This window comes from Acidovorax sp. FHTAMBA, assembly GCF_038958875.1.
GTDB lineage: Bacteria > Pseudomonadota > Gammaproteobacteria > Burkholderiales > Burkholderiaceae_C > Acidovorax.
The window spans coordinates 2,325,368-2,342,164 of the sequence record NZ_CP152407.1; the positions used below are offsets into that span (position 1 = coordinate 2,325,368).

Sequence of the window (16,797 nt, forward strand, 5' to 3'; positions counted from 1 at the left end):
TGGTCGTGCCGCGTCCTCAGAGCGTGTTCACGATCCATTGCAAGATCGTGAGCCGGCTCAAAGCGGCGCGTCAGGGGCTCAGCTCCGGGTACACCACCGTATGACGCTGTAGTCGCCACTGGGTGCCTTGCTGGCCCTGAGCGGTGGCCCGTTGGTGGCACAGGGGCCGCGCTGCACACCAACTGCCGCTACCTGCAGCATCGCGGTTGCCTCAGCGGGCTAGCTGGGTTACCTGTTCCTGCTTTTCATGGCGCGCTCCACCTCGCGCTTGCCTTCCCGGTCCTTGATGGTGTCGCGCTTGTCATGCTCGGCCTTGCCCTTGGCCAGGGCGATCTCGCATTTCACAAAGCCGTTCTTCCAGTGCAGGTTCAGCGGCACCAGCGTGTAGCCCTTTTGCTCGACCTTGCCGATCAGGCGTTTGATGTCGTCCTTCTTGAGCAGCAGCTTCTTGGTGCGCGCCGATTCAGGATTGACGTGGGTGGAGGCCGTCTTGAGTGGATGGATGAGGCAGCCCAGCAGGTACAACTCGCCGTCGCGGATCAGCACGTAACCGTCCGTCAGTTGCACCTTGCCCTCGCGCAAGGCCTTGACCTCCCAGCCGTGCAGCACCATGCCCGCCTCGTGGCGTTCTTCAAAGAAATAATTGAAAGCCGCTTTCTTGTTGTCGGCGATGCGGGACGCTGAATCGGGTTTTTTGGCCATGGGGATGTAGATGCGGCACAAACCGGGAGTTAAAAGGCCTCCCTACAATGCGCAGTGCCGCTGGCTGTGATTCTAGTTTCCTCCTGCCAGCGCACATTGGCCCCAGCACTGCAACGTCTGCATGAAAACCGTTCACAAGTCCGTCCTCATCTGGTACAGCCCCGAAGAAATGTTTTCCCTGGTGACCGGGGTGGAGCAATACCCGCAGTTTCTGCCATGGTGCGACCACGCGGGCGTGCTGGAGCGCAGCGACGAGGGCATGACCGCCGAAGTGGGCATCGCATTCAGCGGCATCCGCCAGACCTTCGTAACACGCAACACGCACGAACCCGGAAGGCGCGTGCAGATGCACCTTGTCAAAGGCCCGTTTTCGCGCCTCGATGGGGACTGGCACTTCCACCCCGTGGGGGATGGCTCGCAGCGCGCCTGCAAGGTGGAGCTGCTGCTGAATTACGGTTTTGACAGCGCTGCGTTGGCGACGCTTGTGGGCCCCGTGTTTGACCGTATCGCGGGGAGCATGGTGGATGCATTTGTCAAGCGGGCAGAGCAGGTATATGGCTGACCGCGTGGCCGGCGCGTGCGTTCGGGTCACGGTGGTGGTGTGTGTGGCCCCGAGGCAGACGCAGGAATGGGAGCTGGAGCTCCCTGTGGGTGCCACGGCGGGTGACGCGCTGCGCGCATGTGGCGCAGATCGGCTGGCGGGGCTGCAGGGCGGCGGTGCACCGCTGCTGGGAATCTGGGGCCGGAGCGTGGGGGTGGATGCACCGCTTCAGGATCTGGACCGTGTAGAGATCTACCGGCCGCTGAAGGTAGACCCCAAAGTCGCCCGACGCGAGCGCTTTGCGCGCCAGGGTGCCCGTACCACCGGCTTGTTTGCGCGCCAGAGGCCCGGGGGCAAGTCCGGCTACTGACCTTGCCGACCGGGCGGGCAGCAACCTGTCAGCGTTTGCAGTCGGCCGCGATGATCCCGTCAATGCGGCGGGCTTCGGCGGCGCGTCCTGCTTCATCGAGAAACACGCGCTCACCCTGCGCATTGGACTGGGTGATGGGCCGGCCGGAGTCAAATGCTGCCTTTGCCTGCCGCGCACGGGCACAGTTGTCAGCCTTGGCTTTGGCCAGTTTTTCTTCCTCGGCCTTCTGCTTGGCAGCTTCGGCGGCTTCAGCCTGGGCTTTCTTCTCTTCCAGGGCCTTGTCTTTGCCACTGCCAGGAGCGCTTGCAGCCACCCTGGGCGCCGAAGCGGGCTGTGCGGTTGCGGCTGCCTGCGCACCGTCTGCGGGCTGCACAGCGGCGGGCGCCGGAGCCGCGCGCGGTACGCCGCCGCCGGGTTGTTTGAGGATGCTCTTGTCCGGGATTTCCTGTGGGGGAGGGCGGTCACTGAAGACCTTGCGGCCGTCCTTGTCGATCCACTGCCATTGCGCCGCCGCGCCCATGGCCCAGGTGCAGGCCACGGCCAGCAGGAGAAGCTTGTGCATTTTCATGCGGACAAGTTTATCCATGTGACTCCCCCCCCGCCAGTGCGTTACCGACGGGAGGGCGCGTTTTCGCCACATCTGGCGGATGTGGGACGTGGAATCGCCGGCGAAATAGACCACAGCGGCACCTTTCTGCCGGCTTTTTGCCCCGCAGCTGCGGCTACGGGGCTGCAACCCCGGCGAAAACCGCGATCGCTGAGATCGGTTGTCGCTTTCGGCACTCCAGACCCGGCAGGCTCCTTTGCCGCGGGTACAATCCGTTTTTTGGAGCTTTCTCATGCGCCTTCTTGGAAAAGCGCTCACCTTCGACGATGTGTTGCTGGTGCCAGCGTACTCCCAGGTCCTGCCCAAGGACACGTCCCTCGCGACGAAACTCTCCCGCAATATCCAACTGAACCTGCCGCTCGTGTCCGCCGCCATGGACACCGTGACCGAGGCGCGCCTGGCCATTGCCATTGCCCAGGAGGGCGGCATCGGCATCGTGCACAAGAACCTCACCCCGCAAGAGCAGGCCGCCCATGTGGCCAAGGTCAAGCGGTATGAGTCGGGCGTGCTGCGGGACCCGGTGGTCATCACCCCCGAGCACACGGTGCTGCAGGTGCTTCAACTGTCCGAGCAACTGGGCATTTCGGGCTTCCCGGTGTGCGATGGTGGCAAGGTGGTCGGTATCGTCACGGGCCGCGATCTGCGCTTCGAGACCCGCTATGACGTCAAGGTCCACCAGATCATGACGCCGCGAGAAAAGCTCATCACCGTCAACGAGAAGGACCACACCACGCCGGCCGAGGCCAAGGCGCTGCTCAACAAGCACAAGCTTGAGCGCATCATGGTGGTGAACGACGCCTTTGAGCTCAAGGGCCTGATCACGGTGAAGGACATCACCAAGCAGACCAGCTTCCCCAACGCTGCACGCGACCCTTCGGGCCGCCTGCGCGTGGGCGCGGCGGTGGGCGTGGGCGAGGGCACCGAAGAGCGTGTCGAGGCCCTGGTCAAGGCCGGCGTCGATGCCATCGTGGTGGACACCGCACACGGCCACAGCAAGGGTGTGATCGAGCGCGTGCGCTGGGTCAAGCAGAACTATCCGCAGGTCGATGTGATTGGCGGCAATATCGCCACCGGCGCAGCCGCTCTGGCGCTGGTCGAGGCCGGGGCCGATGCCGTCAAGGTCGGCATCGGCCCTGGCTCCATCTGCACCACCCGCATCGTGGCGGGCGTGGGCGTGCCGCAGATCATGGCCATCGACAACGTGGCCACAGCACTGCGCGGCACCGGCGTGCCGCTGATTGCCGACGGTGGCGTGCGCTATAGCGGCGACATCGCCAAGGCGCTGGCCGCAGGCGCCAGCTCCATCATGATGGGCGGCATGTTTGCGGGCACCGAAGAGGCTCCCGGCGAAGTCATTTTGTTCCAGGGCCGCAGCTACAAGAGCTACCGCGGCATGGGCTCCATCGGCGCCATGCAGCAGGGCAGTGCCGACCGCTACTTCCAGGAGTCGAGCACCGGAAACCCCAATGCCGACAAACTGGTGCCCGAAGGCATCGAAGGCCGTGTGCCGTACAAGGGCTCGATGGTTTCCATCGTGTACCAGATGGCGGGCGGCGTGCGTGCGGCCATGGGTTACTGCGGCTGCGCCAGCATCGAAGAGATGAACAACAAGGCCGAGTTCGTCGAGATCACCACCGCCGGCATCCGCGAAAGCCATGTGCACGACGTGCAGATCACCAAGGAAGCGCCCAACTACCGCGCTGACTGATTGTCCGATGCTATTGTTTTGATAGCCCCTGGCGCTTGCCCATCAAGCGCCAGGGGCTGATTTCATTCTAAATCGCCATGCAACACCAGAAAATCCTCATTCTCGACTTCGGTTCGCAAGTCACCCAGCTCATCGCCCGCCGCGTGCGCGAGGCCCATGTGTATTGCGAAGTGCACCCGTGCGACGTGAGCGACGAGTGGGTGCGTGACTACGCCAAGGATGGCTCGCTCAAGGGTGTGATCCTTTCGGGCAGCCACGCCAGCGTGTACGAGGTGGACGACAAAGCGCCGGACGCCGTGTTCTCGCTGGGTGTGCCCGTGCTGGGCATTTGCTACGGTATGCAGACCATGGCCCAGCAGCTGGGCGGGAAGGTCGAGGCGGGTCATACCCGCGAGTTTGGTTATGCCGAGGTTCGTGCACGCAGCCATACGGCGCTGCTCAAAGATATCGCCGACTTCACCACACCCGAAGGCCACGGCATGCTCAAAGTGTGGATGAGCCACGGTGACAAGGTCACAGAAATGCCGCCAGGCTTCAAGCTCATGGCCAGCACGGACAGCTGCCCCATCGCCGGCATGGCCGACGAGGCGCGCCGCTTCTACGCCGTGCAGTTCCACCCCGAAGTCACGCATACCGTGCAAGGCAAGGCACTGCTTGAGCGCTTCGTGCTCGGCATCTGCGGCACCACGCCCGACTGGGTGATGCGCGACCACATTGCCGAGGCGGTGGAGCAGATCCGCCAGCAGGTGGGCGATGAAGAAGTGATTCTGGGTCTTTCGGGCGGCGTGGATTCGTCCGTGGCCGCAGCGCTGATCCACCGTGCCATTGGCGACCAGCTCACCTGTGTGTTTGTGGACCATGGCCTGCTGCGCCTGAACGAGGGCGACATGGTCATGGACATGTTCGTCGGCAAGCTGCACGCCAAGGTCATCCGCGTGGATGCGAGCGACCTGTTCCTGGGCAAGCTCGCGGGTGTCAGCGAGCCCGAGCAAAAGCGCAAGATCATCGGTGGCCTGTTCGTCGATGTGTTCAAGCAGGAAGCCGCCAAGCTCAAGGGCGAGGGGGCCAAGGGCGAGGCGGGAGGTCGCACCGTCAAAGGCGCGACGTGGCTGGCCCAGGGCACCATCTACCCCGACGTGATCGAATCGGGCGGCGCCAAGAGCAAAAAGGCCGTCACCATCAAGAGCCACCACAACGTCGGCGGCCTGCCCGAGCAGCTGGGCCTCAAGCTTTTGGAGCCCCTGCGCGACCTCTTCAAGGACGAAGTGCGCGAACTCGGCGTGGCTCTGGGCCTGCCGCCCGAGATGGTCTACCGCCACCCGTTCCCAGGCCCCGGCCTGGGCGTGCGCATCCTGGGCGAAGTGAAGAAGGAATACGCAGACCTGCTGCGCCGCGCCGACGCGATCTTCATCGAAGAATTGCGCAACTTCGTGGATGAAGCCACCGGCAAGACCTGGTACGACCTCACCAGCCAGGCCTTCACCGTCTTCCTGCCCGTCAAGAGCGTGGGCGTGATGGGCGACGGCCGCACCTACGACTACGTGGTGGCCCTGCGCGCCGTGCAGACCAGCGATTTCATGACCGCCGACTGGGCCGAGCTGCCCTACGCCCTGCTCAAGAAGGTGTCGGGCCGCATCATCAACGAAGTGCGTGGCATCAACCGCGTGACCTACGACGTGAGCAGCAAGCCGCCTGCGACCATCGAGTGGGAGTGAAATCGGGTCCTTCAGGGACTATCGCCAACTATCGAAAAACCGACGTAACGTGTTGATTTATAAAGAAATACGTCACGACAGCTATCGGTAGCTATCGCCGGCCAGCAAACCAGGTTGGCGGTAAAACTGACGGTAAGAACTGGGGGTCGGATTAAGACCCTCTCGTTTACTATTGAGACCAAACAGGTCTTTGACGGTAAATGTCTCCTCTGGAAAGCTTGTTTCATGCGGCTTTCCAGGCATCAGCAGGTCTCCTGACCCTTGACGGTAAAAGCCGTCAAAAACAGGAGGAAAACCTCGATGCTTACTGACACAGCACTGCGCAATCTGAAGCCTAAGTCGTTGACTTATAAGGCTTCTGACCGGGATGGGATGTACGTGACGGTATCGACCGCCGGTACCGTCACCTTCCGCTACGATTACCGTCTCAATGGCCGGCGCGAAACGTTGACCATCGGCCGCTACGGGCCAGCTGGCATCTCGCTGGCCTTGGCCCGCGAAAAGCTACTCGACGCCAAGAAGGCCGTCGCTGAGGGCAAGTCCCCGGCGCACGAGAAGCAGCGCGAGAAGCGCCGACTGACCGCCGCCAAGAACTTCGGCGACATGACTGCCCGATGGCTTGCCGACGCCAAAATGGCCGACAGCACACGAGCGATGCGCAAGAGCATCGTCGACCGGGACATCCTGCCGGCGTTCAAGAATCGGCTCCTCAACGAAATCAGCGCCGACGACCTGCGCGCCTTGTGCGGCAAGGTGAAGGCGCGTGGCGCGCCCGCCACCGCAGTGCATGTCCGCGACATCGTGAAGCAGGTTTATGCCTTCGCCATCCTGCACGGCGAGAAGGTAGACAACCCTGCCGATGGCGTGGGCGCGGCTTCGATCGCGACCTTCGCGCCCAAGGATCGGGCGCTGTCACCAATGGAGATCCGCCTGATGAACCGGCAGATGGAATCGGTGGCCACGTATCCGACCATCCGCTTGGCGTTGCGCATGATTTTGCTGACGCTGGTACGAAAGAGTGAACTGATCGAGGCGACATGGGCCGAGATTGATTTCGAGAGTGCGACCTGGACGATTCCGAAGGCGCGGATGAAAGGTCGCAATCCGCACGTCGTTTATCTGTCGCGCCAAGCCGTGGACATCTTCGTTGCGCTCCACACCTGCGCGGCAGGATCGAAGTTCGTCCTGCCGTCGCGCTACGACGCCGACCGCTGCATGTCCAAGGCGACCCTCAACCGCGTGACCCAGATCGTCTCCGAGCGCGCCAAGGCCGCCGGTCTGCCGCTGGAGCCTTTCACGGTGCACGACCTGCGCCGTACCGGCTCGACGCTGCTCAACGAGGTCGGGTTCAACGGCGACTGGATCGAGAAGTGCCTTGCCCATGAAGACGGCCGTTCCTCGCGCTCGGTCTACAACAAGGCCGAGTACGCCGAGCCGAGGCGCCACATGCTGCAGGAGTGGGCCAACATGGTCGACGCCTGGGTGGAGGGAGGGAGCTACGCGCCCACGCTGCTGCCGAGCAACACGGTGGTGCCGGTCCTGAGTGCCGCGGCCTGAGTCATTTCGCGATAGGTTGTCAGTTGACAACCTATCGATTCATCCCCATACTGGAGACCATGAATGACTCGTCCCTCTCACCCGAAGAAGGAAGTCGAAGCGGCGCTCAAGCACGCGGAAGCGCAGGGCTGGCGCGTCACGGTTGGCGGCAGTCATGCCTGGGGCAGGATCTATTGCCCTTACAACGACGATGAGTGCCGCTGCGGCGAGTTCTGCATCACCAGTGTATGGAGCACGCCGAAGAACCCTGGCAACCATGCCCGAGCACTGCAGCGGGTGGTGGATAACTGCACGACCCATCAGCGACGAAGCGAAGCCGGCTCTTCATCCGAGGATTGACCCATGGAATACACCTTCACCTTGAAGTACCAGCTTGCCGAGCACGACAATGATCCGGATGTGCTGGTCGAGCGTCTGGGCGAGGCCAACTGCGATGATGCCTTGGTGGGTATAGGACAGCCGGGTCGTTTGGCGCTGGAGTTCACTCGCGAAGCCGAGAACGCGCATGCGGCAGTACGCAGTGCGCTGGCCGACGTGAAGCGGGCCGTTCCTTCTGCGAAGTTGGTGGAGGCGGTACCGGATTTCGTCGGTCTGACCGATGTGGCCGAAATGGTGGGCGTGTCACGTCAGGCGATGCGCAAACTGATGCTCTCCCATGCCGCTACTTTTCCCGCACCAGTGCATGAGGGCAGCGCCTCGATCTGGCACCTTGCCGAAGTGCTGGGTTGGTTGGAAGAGAAGGGCGGTTATGCCCTTGAGCGGAAGATGCTGGAAACCGCACGTGCGGCTCTGGAGGTCAATCTGGCCAGGGAAGTCGGCCGTTTGCCTGTTGCCGCTGCGCGCGAGCTGCGGGTGTTGGTTGCGTGACCGCGTCGCCTACCGAGCCGACGCATTGCGCACCGGCCGGCTTTTGCGCTGCCTAACATCCGGCCCTGTCGACTTGGCGGCGTCGCCGGAACGAGAGGCTTGTTTGCGCTCGTCAACCCAGGCTTCGACCTCCTCCAGATCCCACACGACGCAGCGCACGGTCAGAGCGAATCGACGCGGGAACTCGCCGCGTTGCTCCATCGCGTAGATCGTTGTCTCTGCCAGAGGAACGATCTGGTGGAGTTCCTGGCGGCGGATGGTTCGACGGAAAGGCAAAGGAAACCTTGCAGGGAACTGGGGCAGGTTGTCATAGCCATCCGTGCCGGGATGCGGTGCGTGCGCCTGCGACGGCGACTTCCCGTGTTCAGTGACGTGGTCCATGCGAGCGTGCATCGATGACTCCCAGTAGCTGTCTGTTCATGTGGAGTCATGGTGACTATTGGCAGCAATTGGCACAACTCGCTGGGGCGAAGTGGGGAGGGCATCAGCCAATTCGCACATTACGGTGGCGTGGTATCTCGTGCTGCCCGCTTGCGCGACATATGCGATTGAGATCGAAATGCTCGATCGCGCGCTATGAACGCTTCCAGCATGTGAGGGATCAGCGTGGCCGCATCGACGGCTTCGCCGTAGGTCTGCGCGTGCAGCGTGGCGTATCGATCAAGATCGGCCCTGAGGCCGGCCGGGCATGCGAAGCTCAGTTTGATGCTCTCGGTTTTTGGCAGCGGCCCCAGCCGCAGCCTCTTGGTTGGGGTGCTCATCGTGATGCGCCTCGATTGAAGAACAGCGGCTGGTAAGGCCGCAGCATGAGGTCGCGGTTAACGATAATCCGCACCGGCAACCCAGGCCGTGCCGTCAGCGTCGGTTGGATGTTCATGTTGCGCCGGGTCATCTCCTGTCCCACCTGGTTCACGCTGTCCTGAAGGCCATCACGCCCGGCGATGATGATGCGGTTGCCGTCCTGCCGGCTCTCCGGCGCGGCCAGTTCGGCACCCACGCCCAGCAGCGTGGTCAACGCCGCACCAGCCAGGACGCGGCCCCAGTGCCGGTCGATCTCATCTTCCACCCCGGCATAGCCCGCCGGGTCTGTGCCCAACAAGTTGTCCAGCGTCAGCGAGGACGTGTCCGGCAGGATGATCCGGTTCCACACCATCTGTACCCGGCTCTGGCCGTAGCTCACCTGGCTGTTATACCGGCCCAGGATGCGCGAGCCTTGGGGAATCAACAGGAACTTGCCGGTGGCCGTGTCATAGACCGGCTCCGTCACCGTGGCGATCACGTCGCCCGGCAAGTCCGACTTGATTCCCGTCACCAGCGCCGCCGCAATCACCGTCCCCGCCATGACTTGGTAAGGCGAGGCTGGAATCTGGAGATTCCCGGAATTGCGCGTTTCCGTAGAACCGGCTTTCCGGAACGCCTCCTTCTGGTCTTGCCGGTTCTGCGCGGCGGTCGGATCGGCAGGCTGGGCCACTATCGAGGCCGGGCCAGCCGCCAGCGGGTCGAAGGCCGCCAAAGCGTTCGCCATGCCGGGGGCACCGGGCGCCGTCTGCGCTGCTGTGCCAGCGGCTTGCCCCTGGTTGCCCGAGCGAAAGAACACCGACGAAGCCGCCGCGGCTTCGGCCTCCTTGCGCAGGGTATCGGCGGGGTTATGGCCGGGCGGCGCGTAGCTGGGCGTCACCGGCTGTCGCGAGGCGACGATGGCTGGCCCCAGATCGCCAGGCAGTGGTGGCCCCAGCTCCGGCACCTTCGCCGGCAGCTTGGAGTAGTCCGACGGCAGTCCATCCAGCCCTTCCGACTTCCAGACCCGATCCACGTTGTAAAGCTCGCTCTGATCGCCCGCACCGCGCCGCTGCGGTTGCAGCGACCAGATCGTGGCCCCGAGCACGGCGACCGACAGGCCGCCGATGAGGATGGCCAGCGTGCGCCGGTTCAGGCGCGTGACCGGGCGCGGCTGGGTGCGCAGCGCCACCGCCTCGGGCGCGACCTTGCCCGCCTGCGACGCGGCACGGTCGGGAGTGTCGTCCTGGCTCATGGTCAGTTCCTCCGTGCTGCGCCTACAGCGCCGTCATTGCGCTCGATCCGCACCGCGTCGCCCTTGTCGCCACCGAGGCGCAGTTCGGCTGCGCCGAACAGCCGGTCCACGATGTAGTACGGCGAGCGGAAGCGGTAGTTCACCAGTTGTCCGTCGCCTTGCGCGCCGATGACGAACAGCGGCGGCAGCTCGCCTTGCGCGATGCCCGGCGGAAACTGGATATAGACCTTCTCGCCATCATCGAAGGCGCGCAGCGGCTTCCACGGCGGTGTGCTGCCGCTGATCGCGTAGCGGAAGCGCAGGTTCTCCAGCGACAGTCCCGTATCGACCGGCGCGGCGGCGCTGGCCGCCTGCGCCTGACGCTGCAAGGCCAGCATCCGGTCGCGCGGGTACTCCCAGGACACCGACGCCATCCACGTCTTTTCCGTCGAGGTCAGCTCCAGCAGGTACGTCCGGCGGCTGGTTGTGATGACCAGATTCGTCTTGAGGCCCGAGCGAATCGGCTTGACCAGTACGTTCACGCGCAGGTCGGCGCCGTTGCCGCTAGAGGTGTCGCCCACGATCCAGCGCACGGTATCGCCAGCGGCCACCGTCACCAGTTCCTCGCCCGGCTGGAGTGCAATCACGGTCACGCGGCCCACGGCCGCATAGACCTGATACAGCGCGCCATCCGTGAAGGGCCACACCTGAATCGCGTTGACATAGCCCTCGCGCGTGGGTGCGACACGCGCCTCGGCGTTGGCGCGAGAGACGCGCACTTTCTCGTCGGCCGGTTCCGGCGTGGGTTTGGTGTCCTCTCCCTCGGGCACTGGCTTCAACTGCGCCGGCATCGGCAGGACCTCGGGCACGGCCACAACTTCCACAGGCGCGGGCGGCTCCGGCAGCGGCTGCGCCTGCACCGGCTCGTCGAGCGAGATCACCGGCGGCGACTTGCCCTGCGTGGCGCAGCCCGCAAACAAGATGCTTGATGCAAGCACGATCACCGGCAAAGCGGATCTACGGAAAAGTGCATTCATGGCTTGGCTCCTTCAGAAGAATCCAGTTCGCGGCTCCAAGACAGGCCGTTGACGTAGATGCCCAGGGGGTTCTTTCGCAGGCGTTCTTCGCTGCGCGGGGGCTGGTGGACGATGGACACCACGGCCGTCCACCGCTCCAGCCCGGCGGCCGTGCCGTTGACGTAGCGGCGTTCCGTCCAGCGCACGTTGAAAGACGAGTCACTGGCGCGCACGACGCTGGCGATCTGCACCGTCACCGACTCCTTGCCAATGCGCGAGAATGGGTCGTTCACCCGCGCGTAGTCGTTGAGCATGGCTGCGCCCTTGTCGGTGGTGTAGTCGTAGGCATCGAGCCAGTTCTGCCGCACCACGATGGGGTCGATAGACAGCGAGCGCACCAGCGAGACGAAGCGCGCAATGTGGTGCGCCGTCTGCGCATCGGTCGGCCGGTATGGCGTGCTCGCTTCGCCAACCGCGCGCACCTGGCCCGCGTTGTCCACTTCCACCACATAAGGCGTGACGATGGACTGCGCCGAGCGCCATACCAGGCCGCCAGCCATCAGCAGCGCGAGCGTCAGGCAGCCGAAGGCCATCAAGCGCCAGTTCTTGGCTTGCACACGGGGCGAGCCAATGCGCTCGTCCCACACCTGGCCCGCAGCTTGGTACGGAGTGGCAGGCTGCGGCGTGTCGGCATAGCGCACCTGCGGTCGTTTGAATCGCATGGTCAGTTCTCCTTATGAATCGCTTCAATCGTCGGAGCCGCGCAGGCTCGGCCCCTGGCCGGAGCCGCCGCCATCGCCACCGCGAAGCGCGTGGGCGGTGGTGGTCGCGGCATGGGTGAGTTGCTGGCGGCGATGCAGTCGCTTGGCCCAAGCGGGCTGTTCTTGCTTCGTCGCGTTGGCTGCGCCGGATGAGGCGCCGCCTGCGGCGGTCTGCCCGGATGCCGCGCCAGCTTCAGCCGCCGGGCCGTTCCATCCGGCACGGAAGGGAGCCGCCACGCGCTGCCCGACAGCAGAGGCACGGGATGCAGTGCCCCGCCCAACGGCCTGCGCGCCGGTCTTGGCGACGTTGCCAAGGCCAGCGGCAGCGCCTTTGAGGCCGCCGCCGGCCGAGGTGGAACCAGTCTGGAACGCTGACCGGGTGCTGCTGGCTGTCGAGGCGGCAGCACGCGCGCCGCTACCGGCCAGCTTGGCGGCGACGGGTGCCATGCGCGCCCCGGCCATGACCGCGCCACCCACACCAGTCGCAGCGACACCGACAGCCACGGCGGCCCCAGCAGCACCGACTGCGGCGCCGGCCATCGCACCCGCGCCAAGCTGTGGCGCACCGGACACCAGGCCGGTGGCAATGCCGGGGCCGAAGATGCCCAGCGCCAGCAAGGTGAGCGAGGCCAGCATGATGACCAGCGCGTGGTCGATGGATGGCTCGGCGGGGTGAACCTGAAACTCCGCGAACAGGCCTGAGCCGATGCCGACGATCACGGCCAGCACCAGCGCCTTGATCCCCGACGACACCACGTTGCCCAGCACCTTCTCGGCCAGGAACGCCGTCTTGTTCCAGAGCGCGAACGGCACCAGCACGAAGCCCGCGAGCGTGGTCAGCTTGAACTCGATCAGCGTGATGAAAAGCTGGATCGCCAGCACGAAGAAGCACAAGACCACCACCAGCCAGGCGAGGAACATCACCACGATGGGATCGAGGTTCACGAACACCTCTGGGAACCCGGCCATGTCGCCGATCTGCGCCAGAATCGGCGCCCCGGCGTCGATGCCGACTTTCGCCAGCCGTCCCGGCTGAAGAAAGTTCTCCATCGTCAGCGTCGATCCGGTCGCTGTCAGCCCCAGCCCGGCAAACGACCGGAACAAGATGCTGGCCAACGCATTGAAGTTGCCGATGATGTAGGCGAAGGCGCCGACGTAGAGCACCTTGCGCAGCAGCTTGGCGATCACGTCATCGCCCTGGCCGGTGGCGTGGCTCATGGCCCAATACAGCCCGGCGATCGTCATGTCGATGACGATCAGCGTGGCGGTGAGAAACGCCACTTCACCCTGCAACAGCCCGAAACCCGAGTCGATGTAAGTGGAGAAGGTGTTGAGGAAGCGGTCGATGATGGTCACGTCATTCATGGCGCGTCCTCTTGGGAAGGCAAGGCCGCCGCCGCGCTGCCTTTGCCATCGTCGGGTGCATCGAAGCTCGGCGGGATCGGCGGCAGCTCGGCCAGCGTCTGGTATTCATCCGGGCCGGTCTGGCCGGCGAAGAAGCGCCGCCGGAAGGCTTCGGCGGCGGCACGGCAGGCCTCCTCGCCCGTGGCCTGCCGGTCGGCCGCGCATTGCGCGCGCAATGCCTTGAGCCGCACGGGATCGGCGGCCAGGGCATCGGCAAGGTTGTCGGCCGGCGGCTCGCTGCACGCGGTCAGCAGCGCGGCAAGCACCGAAATCGACAGGGCGAGGACGCATCGCATGTCGGCCTCCCGTCAGTTGCCGTAGAAGTTCACGGACTGCGGCGTGTACGGCGTGCCTTCGCCCAGGAAGCGCCGGCGCACCTCGCGGGCACGCTCGGTGGCCGCCGCCTGCCGCGCCAGCTCCAGCGAGGCCGCCCGGTCTTGCGTGATCTGGAGCCGCTGCGACTGGATCGACTGCTTGGCCTGCAAGGCCAGCAACTGGTTCATGGCCTGCATCGCCTGCAGCGCGCCCTCGGCCGACTGGCTCTTGCCCACGAGGTCGGCCAACACGCTTTCGTCGTCGCTCAGGTTCTGCGATGCCTGTGCCTGCATCTGCATGGTGGTTTGCAGGCCGTTGAGCGTGTTCTTCCAACGCTCCTGCGCATCGAGGTACATCTGATTGCCGCTCACCGTGGCGGCGTACTTCTCGGGATACAGACGTGCGAACTCCCGGTCGATGCTCGTCACGTCGTAGGCCAAGCCTTTGGCCTGCGCGATGAGGCGCTGGGTGGTCGCCAGGTTGGCACGCAACTGGCCGACCACGCTGGACGGCAGGTTGGCGAGGTTGCGCGCCTGGTTCATCAGCATCTGCGCTTCGTTCTGAAGCTGCTGGATCTGGTTGTTGATCTGCTCCAGCGTGCGGATCGCGGTCAGCGTGTTCTGCACCAGATTGGTCGGATCGAGCACGATGTCGCCGACGCCGAACAAGGCATGGGCGGGTTGTGCGATGCCGAAGGCGAGCACGCAGGCCACGGTCAGCGCGGCAAGTTTGGGGGTATGCGGTTTCATAGCAGGTTCTCCTGTGGGTGGTCAGCGGTACGGTGGGAACCCGGCCCAAGGCCGGGGAACGAGGGCAGCAGGTCGGCTGCCCAATCGAGGCCGCGGTGGCGCAGCCATGCGGCTGCGAACGGCGTGGACGCGGATGAAGCGGCAGCGAGCGCCGCGTCGATGTCGCGCTGGTCTTGCGGCGTGGACGCACCCGCGAAGGCCAGCGTCGCGGCGCCCAGGTCGAGGTCGAACAGGCGATTGCCGAGGCGGGACTGGTAGTAGTAGTCGCGCTTGGGCTGCGCGGTCGCCACGATCTCGATCTGGCGCGAGTTCAACCCGAAGCCTTCGTAGATGGTGCGAATCTGCGGCTCGGTCGCCTGCGGGTTCGGCAGGAAGATGCGGCTTGCGCAGCTTTCGATGATTGCGGGCGCGATGCTCGAATCCTTGATGTCGGCCAGGCTCTGTGTGGCGAAGATGACGCTGACGTTCTTCTTGCGCAGCGTCTTGAGCCACTGGCGGATGCGCGCGGCAAACACCGGGTCATCAAGAAACAGCCACGCCTCATCGAGCATCAGCAGCGTGGGCGCACCGTCGAAGCGTTCGTCGAAGCGCGCGAACAGATAGCCCAGCACGGCCATGACGGCGGCCTTGCTGTGCATCAGTTCTTCCATCTCGAATCCCTGCACGTCGGCCATGCCCAGCCGCTCGTGGTCGGCGTCCAGCAGCTTGCCGTGGGCGCCACCGAGCACGTAGGGCGCGAGCGCCTGGCGCAGCGCGTTCGATTGCAGCAGCACGGAAAGCCCGGTCATCGTGCGCTGCTCCAGCGGCGCACCAGCGAGACTGCCGAGCGCCGACCAGATGGCCGCCTTCTCGTCGGGGCCGACCGCCACGCCTTCATGCAGCAGGCGGCCTTCGATCCATTCGGCCGCCCAGGTGCGGTAGCCCTCGCGGTCAATGCGTGCCAGCGGCTGGAAAGCAATCTCGCCATCCATCCCGAGGTCGTAGTGCTCGCCGCCCAGGCCCAGGATGGTGGCGCGCATGGAGCGTCCCATGTCGAAGGCGAAGATGCGCGAGCCGGGGTAGCGGCGAAACTGCATCGCCAGCGTGGCGAGCAAGACCGACTTGCCCATGCCGGTCGGGCCTGCGACCAACGTGTGGCCCACGTCGCCGATGTGCGTCACCAGCCGGAACGGCGTGGCGCCGTCGGTGCGCGTGACGATCAGCGGCGGGCCGTCCAGGTGGTCGTTCTTCTCCGGCCCGGCCCATACCGCCGACACCGGCATCATGTGCGCCAGGTTCAGCGTCGATACGATGGGCTGGCGCACGTTGGCGTATGCGTTGCCAGGGATCGAGGACAGCCACGCATCCACGGCGTTGAGCGTTTCGGGGATGGTGACGAAGCCCCGGCCTTGGATAACGCGCTCCACCATGCGCAGCTTCTCGTCTGCCACGGCGGCGTCCGTGTCCATGACGGTGACGGTCGCCGTCAGATAACCGAAGGAGACCTGATCGCTGCCCAGCTCCTGCAAGGCAGCGTCGGCGTCGGCTGCCTTGTTGTTGGCGTCGGTATCCACCAGCGGGCTTTCCTGCTGGAAGATTGTTTCGCGCAGCAGCGCGATGACGTTCTTGCGCTTGGCGAACCACTGGCGGCGCAGGCGCCCCAATTCCCGTTCCGCTTCGGCCTTGTCGAGGCACAAGAACCGGGTTGACCAGCGATACGCAAAGCCGAGGCGGTTGAGGTCGTCCAGAATCCCCGGCCAAGTCGAGGTCGGGAAACCCCGCACCGACGCCACGCGCAGGTGCTGGTCGCCCAGCATGGGCGCCAGGCCACCGACCAGTACGGAATCGGTCAGGAGCGCGTCGATGTGGAACGGAACCTCGGGCACGCCAACGCGGTAGCGCCGCGTCGAGATGGTCGCGTGCAGGTAGGTCAGCGTCTGGCCGTCATCGAGCCAGGCAATCTCCGGCATCACGCCATCGAGCAGATCGAAGACGCGATCCGTTTCCGCCACAAAGGCCGTCAGGCGCTCGCGCCAGTCCACGCCTTCGGTGGGACGGTTCTCGTACAGCATCCCCGTCGCGCGGGCGCGTGATTCCTCGGCCGGCAGGTACACCAGCGTCAGGTGATAACCGCTCTCGAAGTGGTTACCCGATTCCTCGAAGGTGGCCCGGCGTTCCTCGTCCACCAGCCACGACAGCGGCTCGGGGAACTCCGAGTGCGGGTAGTCGGCCGCCGACCGGCGCTCGGCTTCGATGAACAGCGCCCAGCCCGAACCCAGGCGGCGCAGCGCGTTGTTCAGGCGCGCCGACGTGGCGATCAGCTCGCCCTGCGTCGCGCTGTCGAGGTCGGGGCCACGAAAGCGCGCCGTGCGCTGGAAACTGCCGTCCTTGTTCAAGACGACGCCCGGCGCGACCAGTCCGGCCCACGGAAGCCAATCGGCGAGCAATGCGGGCCGCTGGCGGTATTCGGCAAGGTTCAGCATCTCGGCGTCCCC

General features: G+C 65.0%; 18 protein-coding genes. 7 read left to right on the forward strand and 11 right to left on the reverse strand.

What is annotated here, in order from left to right:
• Positions 1-228: 228 nt before the first annotated feature.
• Positions 229-702 carry an SsrA-binding protein SmpB gene (gene smpB, locus AAFF19_RS10945; protein ID WP_008904009.1) on the reverse strand — a complete coding sequence of 158 codons (474 nt, stop codon included), beginning with the start codon at positions 700-702 and terminating at the stop codon, positions 229-231.
• A gap of 121 nt (positions 703-823) precedes the next feature.
• Between smpB and AAFF19_RS10950 the strand changes: the two genes are divergently transcribed.
• Both AAFF19_RS10950 and AAFF19_RS10955 read left to right on the forward strand, forming a co-directional pair.
• Positions 824-1,264, forward strand: a complete 441-nt coding sequence (locus AAFF19_RS10950; RefSeq protein WP_008904010.1) for a type II toxin-antitoxin system RatA family toxin — start codon at positions 824-826, stop codon at positions 1,262-1,264.
• The gene (locus AAFF19_RS10955; RefSeq protein WP_008904011.1) at positions 1,257-1,613 is read left to right on the forward strand and encodes an RnfH family protein; all 357 of its coding nucleotides are present in this window, start codon (positions 1,257-1,259) and stop codon (positions 1,611-1,613) included. Before AAFF19_RS10950 ends, AAFF19_RS10955 begins: the two co-directional genes overlap by 8 nt.
• Positions 1,614-1,641: 28 nt before the next feature.
• Here AAFF19_RS10955 and AAFF19_RS10960 read toward each other — a convergent pair whose 3' ends face one another.
• Positions 1,642-2,181, reverse strand: a complete 540-nt coding sequence (locus AAFF19_RS10960; RefSeq protein WP_342721799.1) for a DUF4124 domain-containing protein — start codon at positions 2,179-2,181, stop codon at positions 1,642-1,644.
• Positions 2,182-2,452: 271 nt separating this feature from the next.
• On the opposite strand from AAFF19_RS10960, the gene guaB reads away from it, so the two are divergent.
• The 5 genes from guaB to AAFF19_RS10985 all read left to right on the forward strand — a co-directional run bounded on the left by guaB (position 2,453) and on the right by AAFF19_RS10985 (position 8,067).
• Positions 2,453-3,928: an IMP dehydrogenase gene (gene guaB / locus AAFF19_RS10965; RefSeq protein WP_008904013.1), complete on the forward strand. Its 1,476-nt coding sequence runs from the start codon at positions 2,453-2,455 to the stop codon at positions 3,926-3,928.
• 77 nt (positions 3,929-4,005) lie between these two features.
• On the forward strand, positions 4,006-5,643 hold the full coding sequence (guaA, locus tag AAFF19_RS10970; RefSeq protein ID WP_008904014.1) for a glutamine-hydrolyzing GMP synthase: 1,638 nt from the start codon (positions 4,006-4,008) through the stop codon (positions 5,641-5,643).
• Between the two features lie 300 nt (positions 5,644-5,943).
• Positions 5,944-7,200 carry a site-specific integrase gene (locus AAFF19_RS10975; protein ID WP_182120302.1) on the forward strand — a complete coding sequence of 419 codons (1,257 nt, stop codon included), beginning with the start codon at positions 5,944-5,946 and terminating at the stop codon, positions 7,198-7,200.
• A gap of 63 nt (positions 7,201-7,263) precedes the next feature.
• The gene (locus AAFF19_RS10980) at positions 7,264-7,539 is read left to right on the forward strand and encodes a hypothetical protein (protein ID WP_182120249.1); all 276 of its coding nucleotides are present in this window, start codon (positions 7,264-7,266) and stop codon (positions 7,537-7,539) included.
• Positions 7,540-7,542: 3 nt separating this feature from the next.
• A complete protein-coding gene (locus tag AAFF19_RS10985) occupies positions 7,543-8,067 on the forward strand; it encodes a DNA-binding protein (protein ID WP_182120250.1) in 525 nt (174 codons plus the stop codon).
• A gap of 9 nt (positions 8,068-8,076) precedes the next feature.
• On the opposite strand, the gene AAFF19_RS10990 is transcribed toward AAFF19_RS10985, so the two are convergent.
• From AAFF19_RS10990 to trbE, 9 genes are all read right to left on the reverse strand, one after another.
• Positions 8,077-8,448: an AlpA family phage regulatory protein gene (locus AAFF19_RS10990; protein WP_220459080.1), complete on the reverse strand. Its 372-nt coding sequence runs from the start codon at positions 8,446-8,448 to the stop codon at positions 8,077-8,079.
• Between the two features lie 119 nt (positions 8,449-8,567).
• Positions 8,568-8,828: a DUF2274 domain-containing protein gene (locus AAFF19_RS10995; RefSeq protein ID WP_182120252.1), complete on the reverse strand. Its 261-nt coding sequence runs from the start codon at positions 8,826-8,828 to the stop codon at positions 8,568-8,570.
• Positions 8,825-10,099, reverse strand: a complete 1,275-nt coding sequence (locus tag AAFF19_RS11000; protein ID WP_182120253.1) for a TrbI/VirB10 family protein — start codon at positions 10,097-10,099, stop codon at positions 8,825-8,827. Before AAFF19_RS11000 ends, AAFF19_RS10995 begins: the two co-directional genes overlap by 4 nt.
• 2 nt (positions 10,100-10,101) lie before the next feature.
• Positions 10,102-11,115, reverse strand: coding sequence for a P-type conjugative transfer protein TrbG (gene trbG / locus AAFF19_RS11005; protein ID WP_182120254.1), 1,014 nt, complete (start codon positions 11,113-11,115; stop codon positions 10,102-10,104).
• Positions 11,112-11,816, reverse strand: coding sequence for a conjugal transfer protein TrbF (gene trbF / locus AAFF19_RS11010; RefSeq protein ID WP_182120255.1), 705 nt, complete (start codon positions 11,814-11,816; stop codon positions 11,112-11,114). Before trbF ends, trbG begins: the two co-directional genes overlap by 4 nt.
• A 24-nt stretch (positions 11,817-11,840) precedes the next feature.
• Positions 11,841-13,220, reverse strand: a complete 1,380-nt coding sequence (gene trbL / locus AAFF19_RS11015) for a P-type conjugative transfer protein TrbL (protein WP_182120256.1) — start codon at positions 13,218-13,220, stop codon at positions 11,841-11,843.
• A complete protein-coding gene (locus tag AAFF19_RS11020) occupies positions 13,217-13,555 on the reverse strand; it encodes a hypothetical protein (RefSeq protein WP_182120257.1) in 339 nt (112 codons plus the stop codon). The genes trbL and AAFF19_RS11020 overlap by 4 nt, the downstream gene beginning before the upstream one ends.
• 12 nt (positions 13,556-13,567) lie before the next feature.
• Complete coding sequence (gene trbJ, locus AAFF19_RS11025; protein WP_182120258.1) at positions 13,568-14,323, reverse strand: P-type conjugative transfer protein TrbJ; 756 nt, start codon at positions 14,321-14,323, stop codon at positions 13,568-13,570.
• Positions 14,320-16,785 (reverse strand): conjugal transfer protein TrbE, encoded by a 2,466-nt coding sequence (trbE, locus tag AAFF19_RS11030; protein WP_182120259.1) that lies wholly within the window; start codon positions 16,783-16,785, stop codon positions 14,320-14,322. Before trbE ends, trbJ begins: the two co-directional genes overlap by 4 nt.
• Positions 16,786-16,797 lie beyond the last annotated feature (12 nt).

Coding starts and splice junctions, on each gene's coding strand:
- smpB (WP_008904009.1), bottom strand. CDS start 702: ATGGCCAAAAAACCCGATTCAGCGTCCCGCATCGCCGACAACAAGAAA.
- trbL (WP_182120256.1), bottom strand. CDS start 13,220: ATGAATGACGTGACCATCATCGACCGCTTCCTCAACACCTTCTCCACT.
- AAFF19_RS10975 (WP_182120302.1), top strand. CDS start 5,944: ATGCTTACTGACACAGCACTGCGCAATCTGAAGCCTAAGTCGTTGACT.
- trbF (WP_182120255.1), bottom strand. CDS start 11,816: ATGCGATTCAAACGACCGCAGGTGCGCTATGCCGACACGCCGCAGCCT.
- trbG (WP_182120254.1), bottom strand. CDS start 11,115: ATGAATGCACTTTTCCGTAGATCCGCTTTGCCGGTGATCGTGCTTGCA.
- trbJ (WP_182120258.1), bottom strand. CDS start 14,323: ATGAAACCGCATACCCCCAAACTTGCCGCGCTGACCGTGGCCTGCGTG.
- guaA (WP_008904014.1), top strand. CDS start 4,006: ATGCAACACCAGAAAATCCTCATTCTCGACTTCGGTTCGCAAGTCACC.
- AAFF19_RS10995 (WP_182120252.1), bottom strand. CDS start 8,828: ATGAGCACCCCAACCAAGAGGCTGCGGCTGGGGCCGCTGCCAAAAACC.
- AAFF19_RS10950 (WP_008904010.1), top strand. CDS start 824: ATGAAAACCGTTCACAAGTCCGTCCTCATCTGGTACAGCCCCGAAGAA.
- AAFF19_RS10980 (WP_182120249.1), top strand. CDS start 7,264: ATGACTCGTCCCTCTCACCCGAAGAAGGAAGTCGAAGCGGCGCTCAAG.
- AAFF19_RS10955 (WP_008904011.1), top strand. CDS start 1,257: ATGGCTGACCGCGTGGCCGGCGCGTGCGTTCGGGTCACGGTGGTGGTG.
- guaB (WP_008904013.1), top strand. CDS start 2,453: ATGCGCCTTCTTGGAAAAGCGCTCACCTTCGACGATGTGTTGCTGGTG.
- AAFF19_RS10960 (WP_342721799.1), bottom strand. CDS start 2,181: ATGAAAATGCACAAGCTTCTCCTGCTGGCCGTGGCCTGCACCTGGGCC.
- AAFF19_RS10985 (WP_182120250.1), top strand. CDS start 7,543: ATGGAATACACCTTCACCTTGAAGTACCAGCTTGCCGAGCACGACAAT.
- AAFF19_RS10990 (WP_220459080.1), bottom strand. CDS start 8,448: ATGGACCACGTCACTGAACACGGGAAGTCGCCGTCGCAGGCGCACGCA.
- AAFF19_RS11000 (WP_182120253.1), bottom strand. CDS start 10,099: ATGAGCCAGGACGACACTCCCGACCGTGCCGCGTCGCAGGCGGGCAAG.
- AAFF19_RS11020 (WP_182120257.1), bottom strand. CDS start 13,555: ATGCGATGCGTCCTCGCCCTGTCGATTTCGGTGCTTGCCGCGCTGCTG.
- trbE (WP_182120259.1), bottom strand. CDS start 16,785: ATGCTGAACCTTGCCGAATACCGCCAGCGGCCCGCATTGCTCGCCGAT.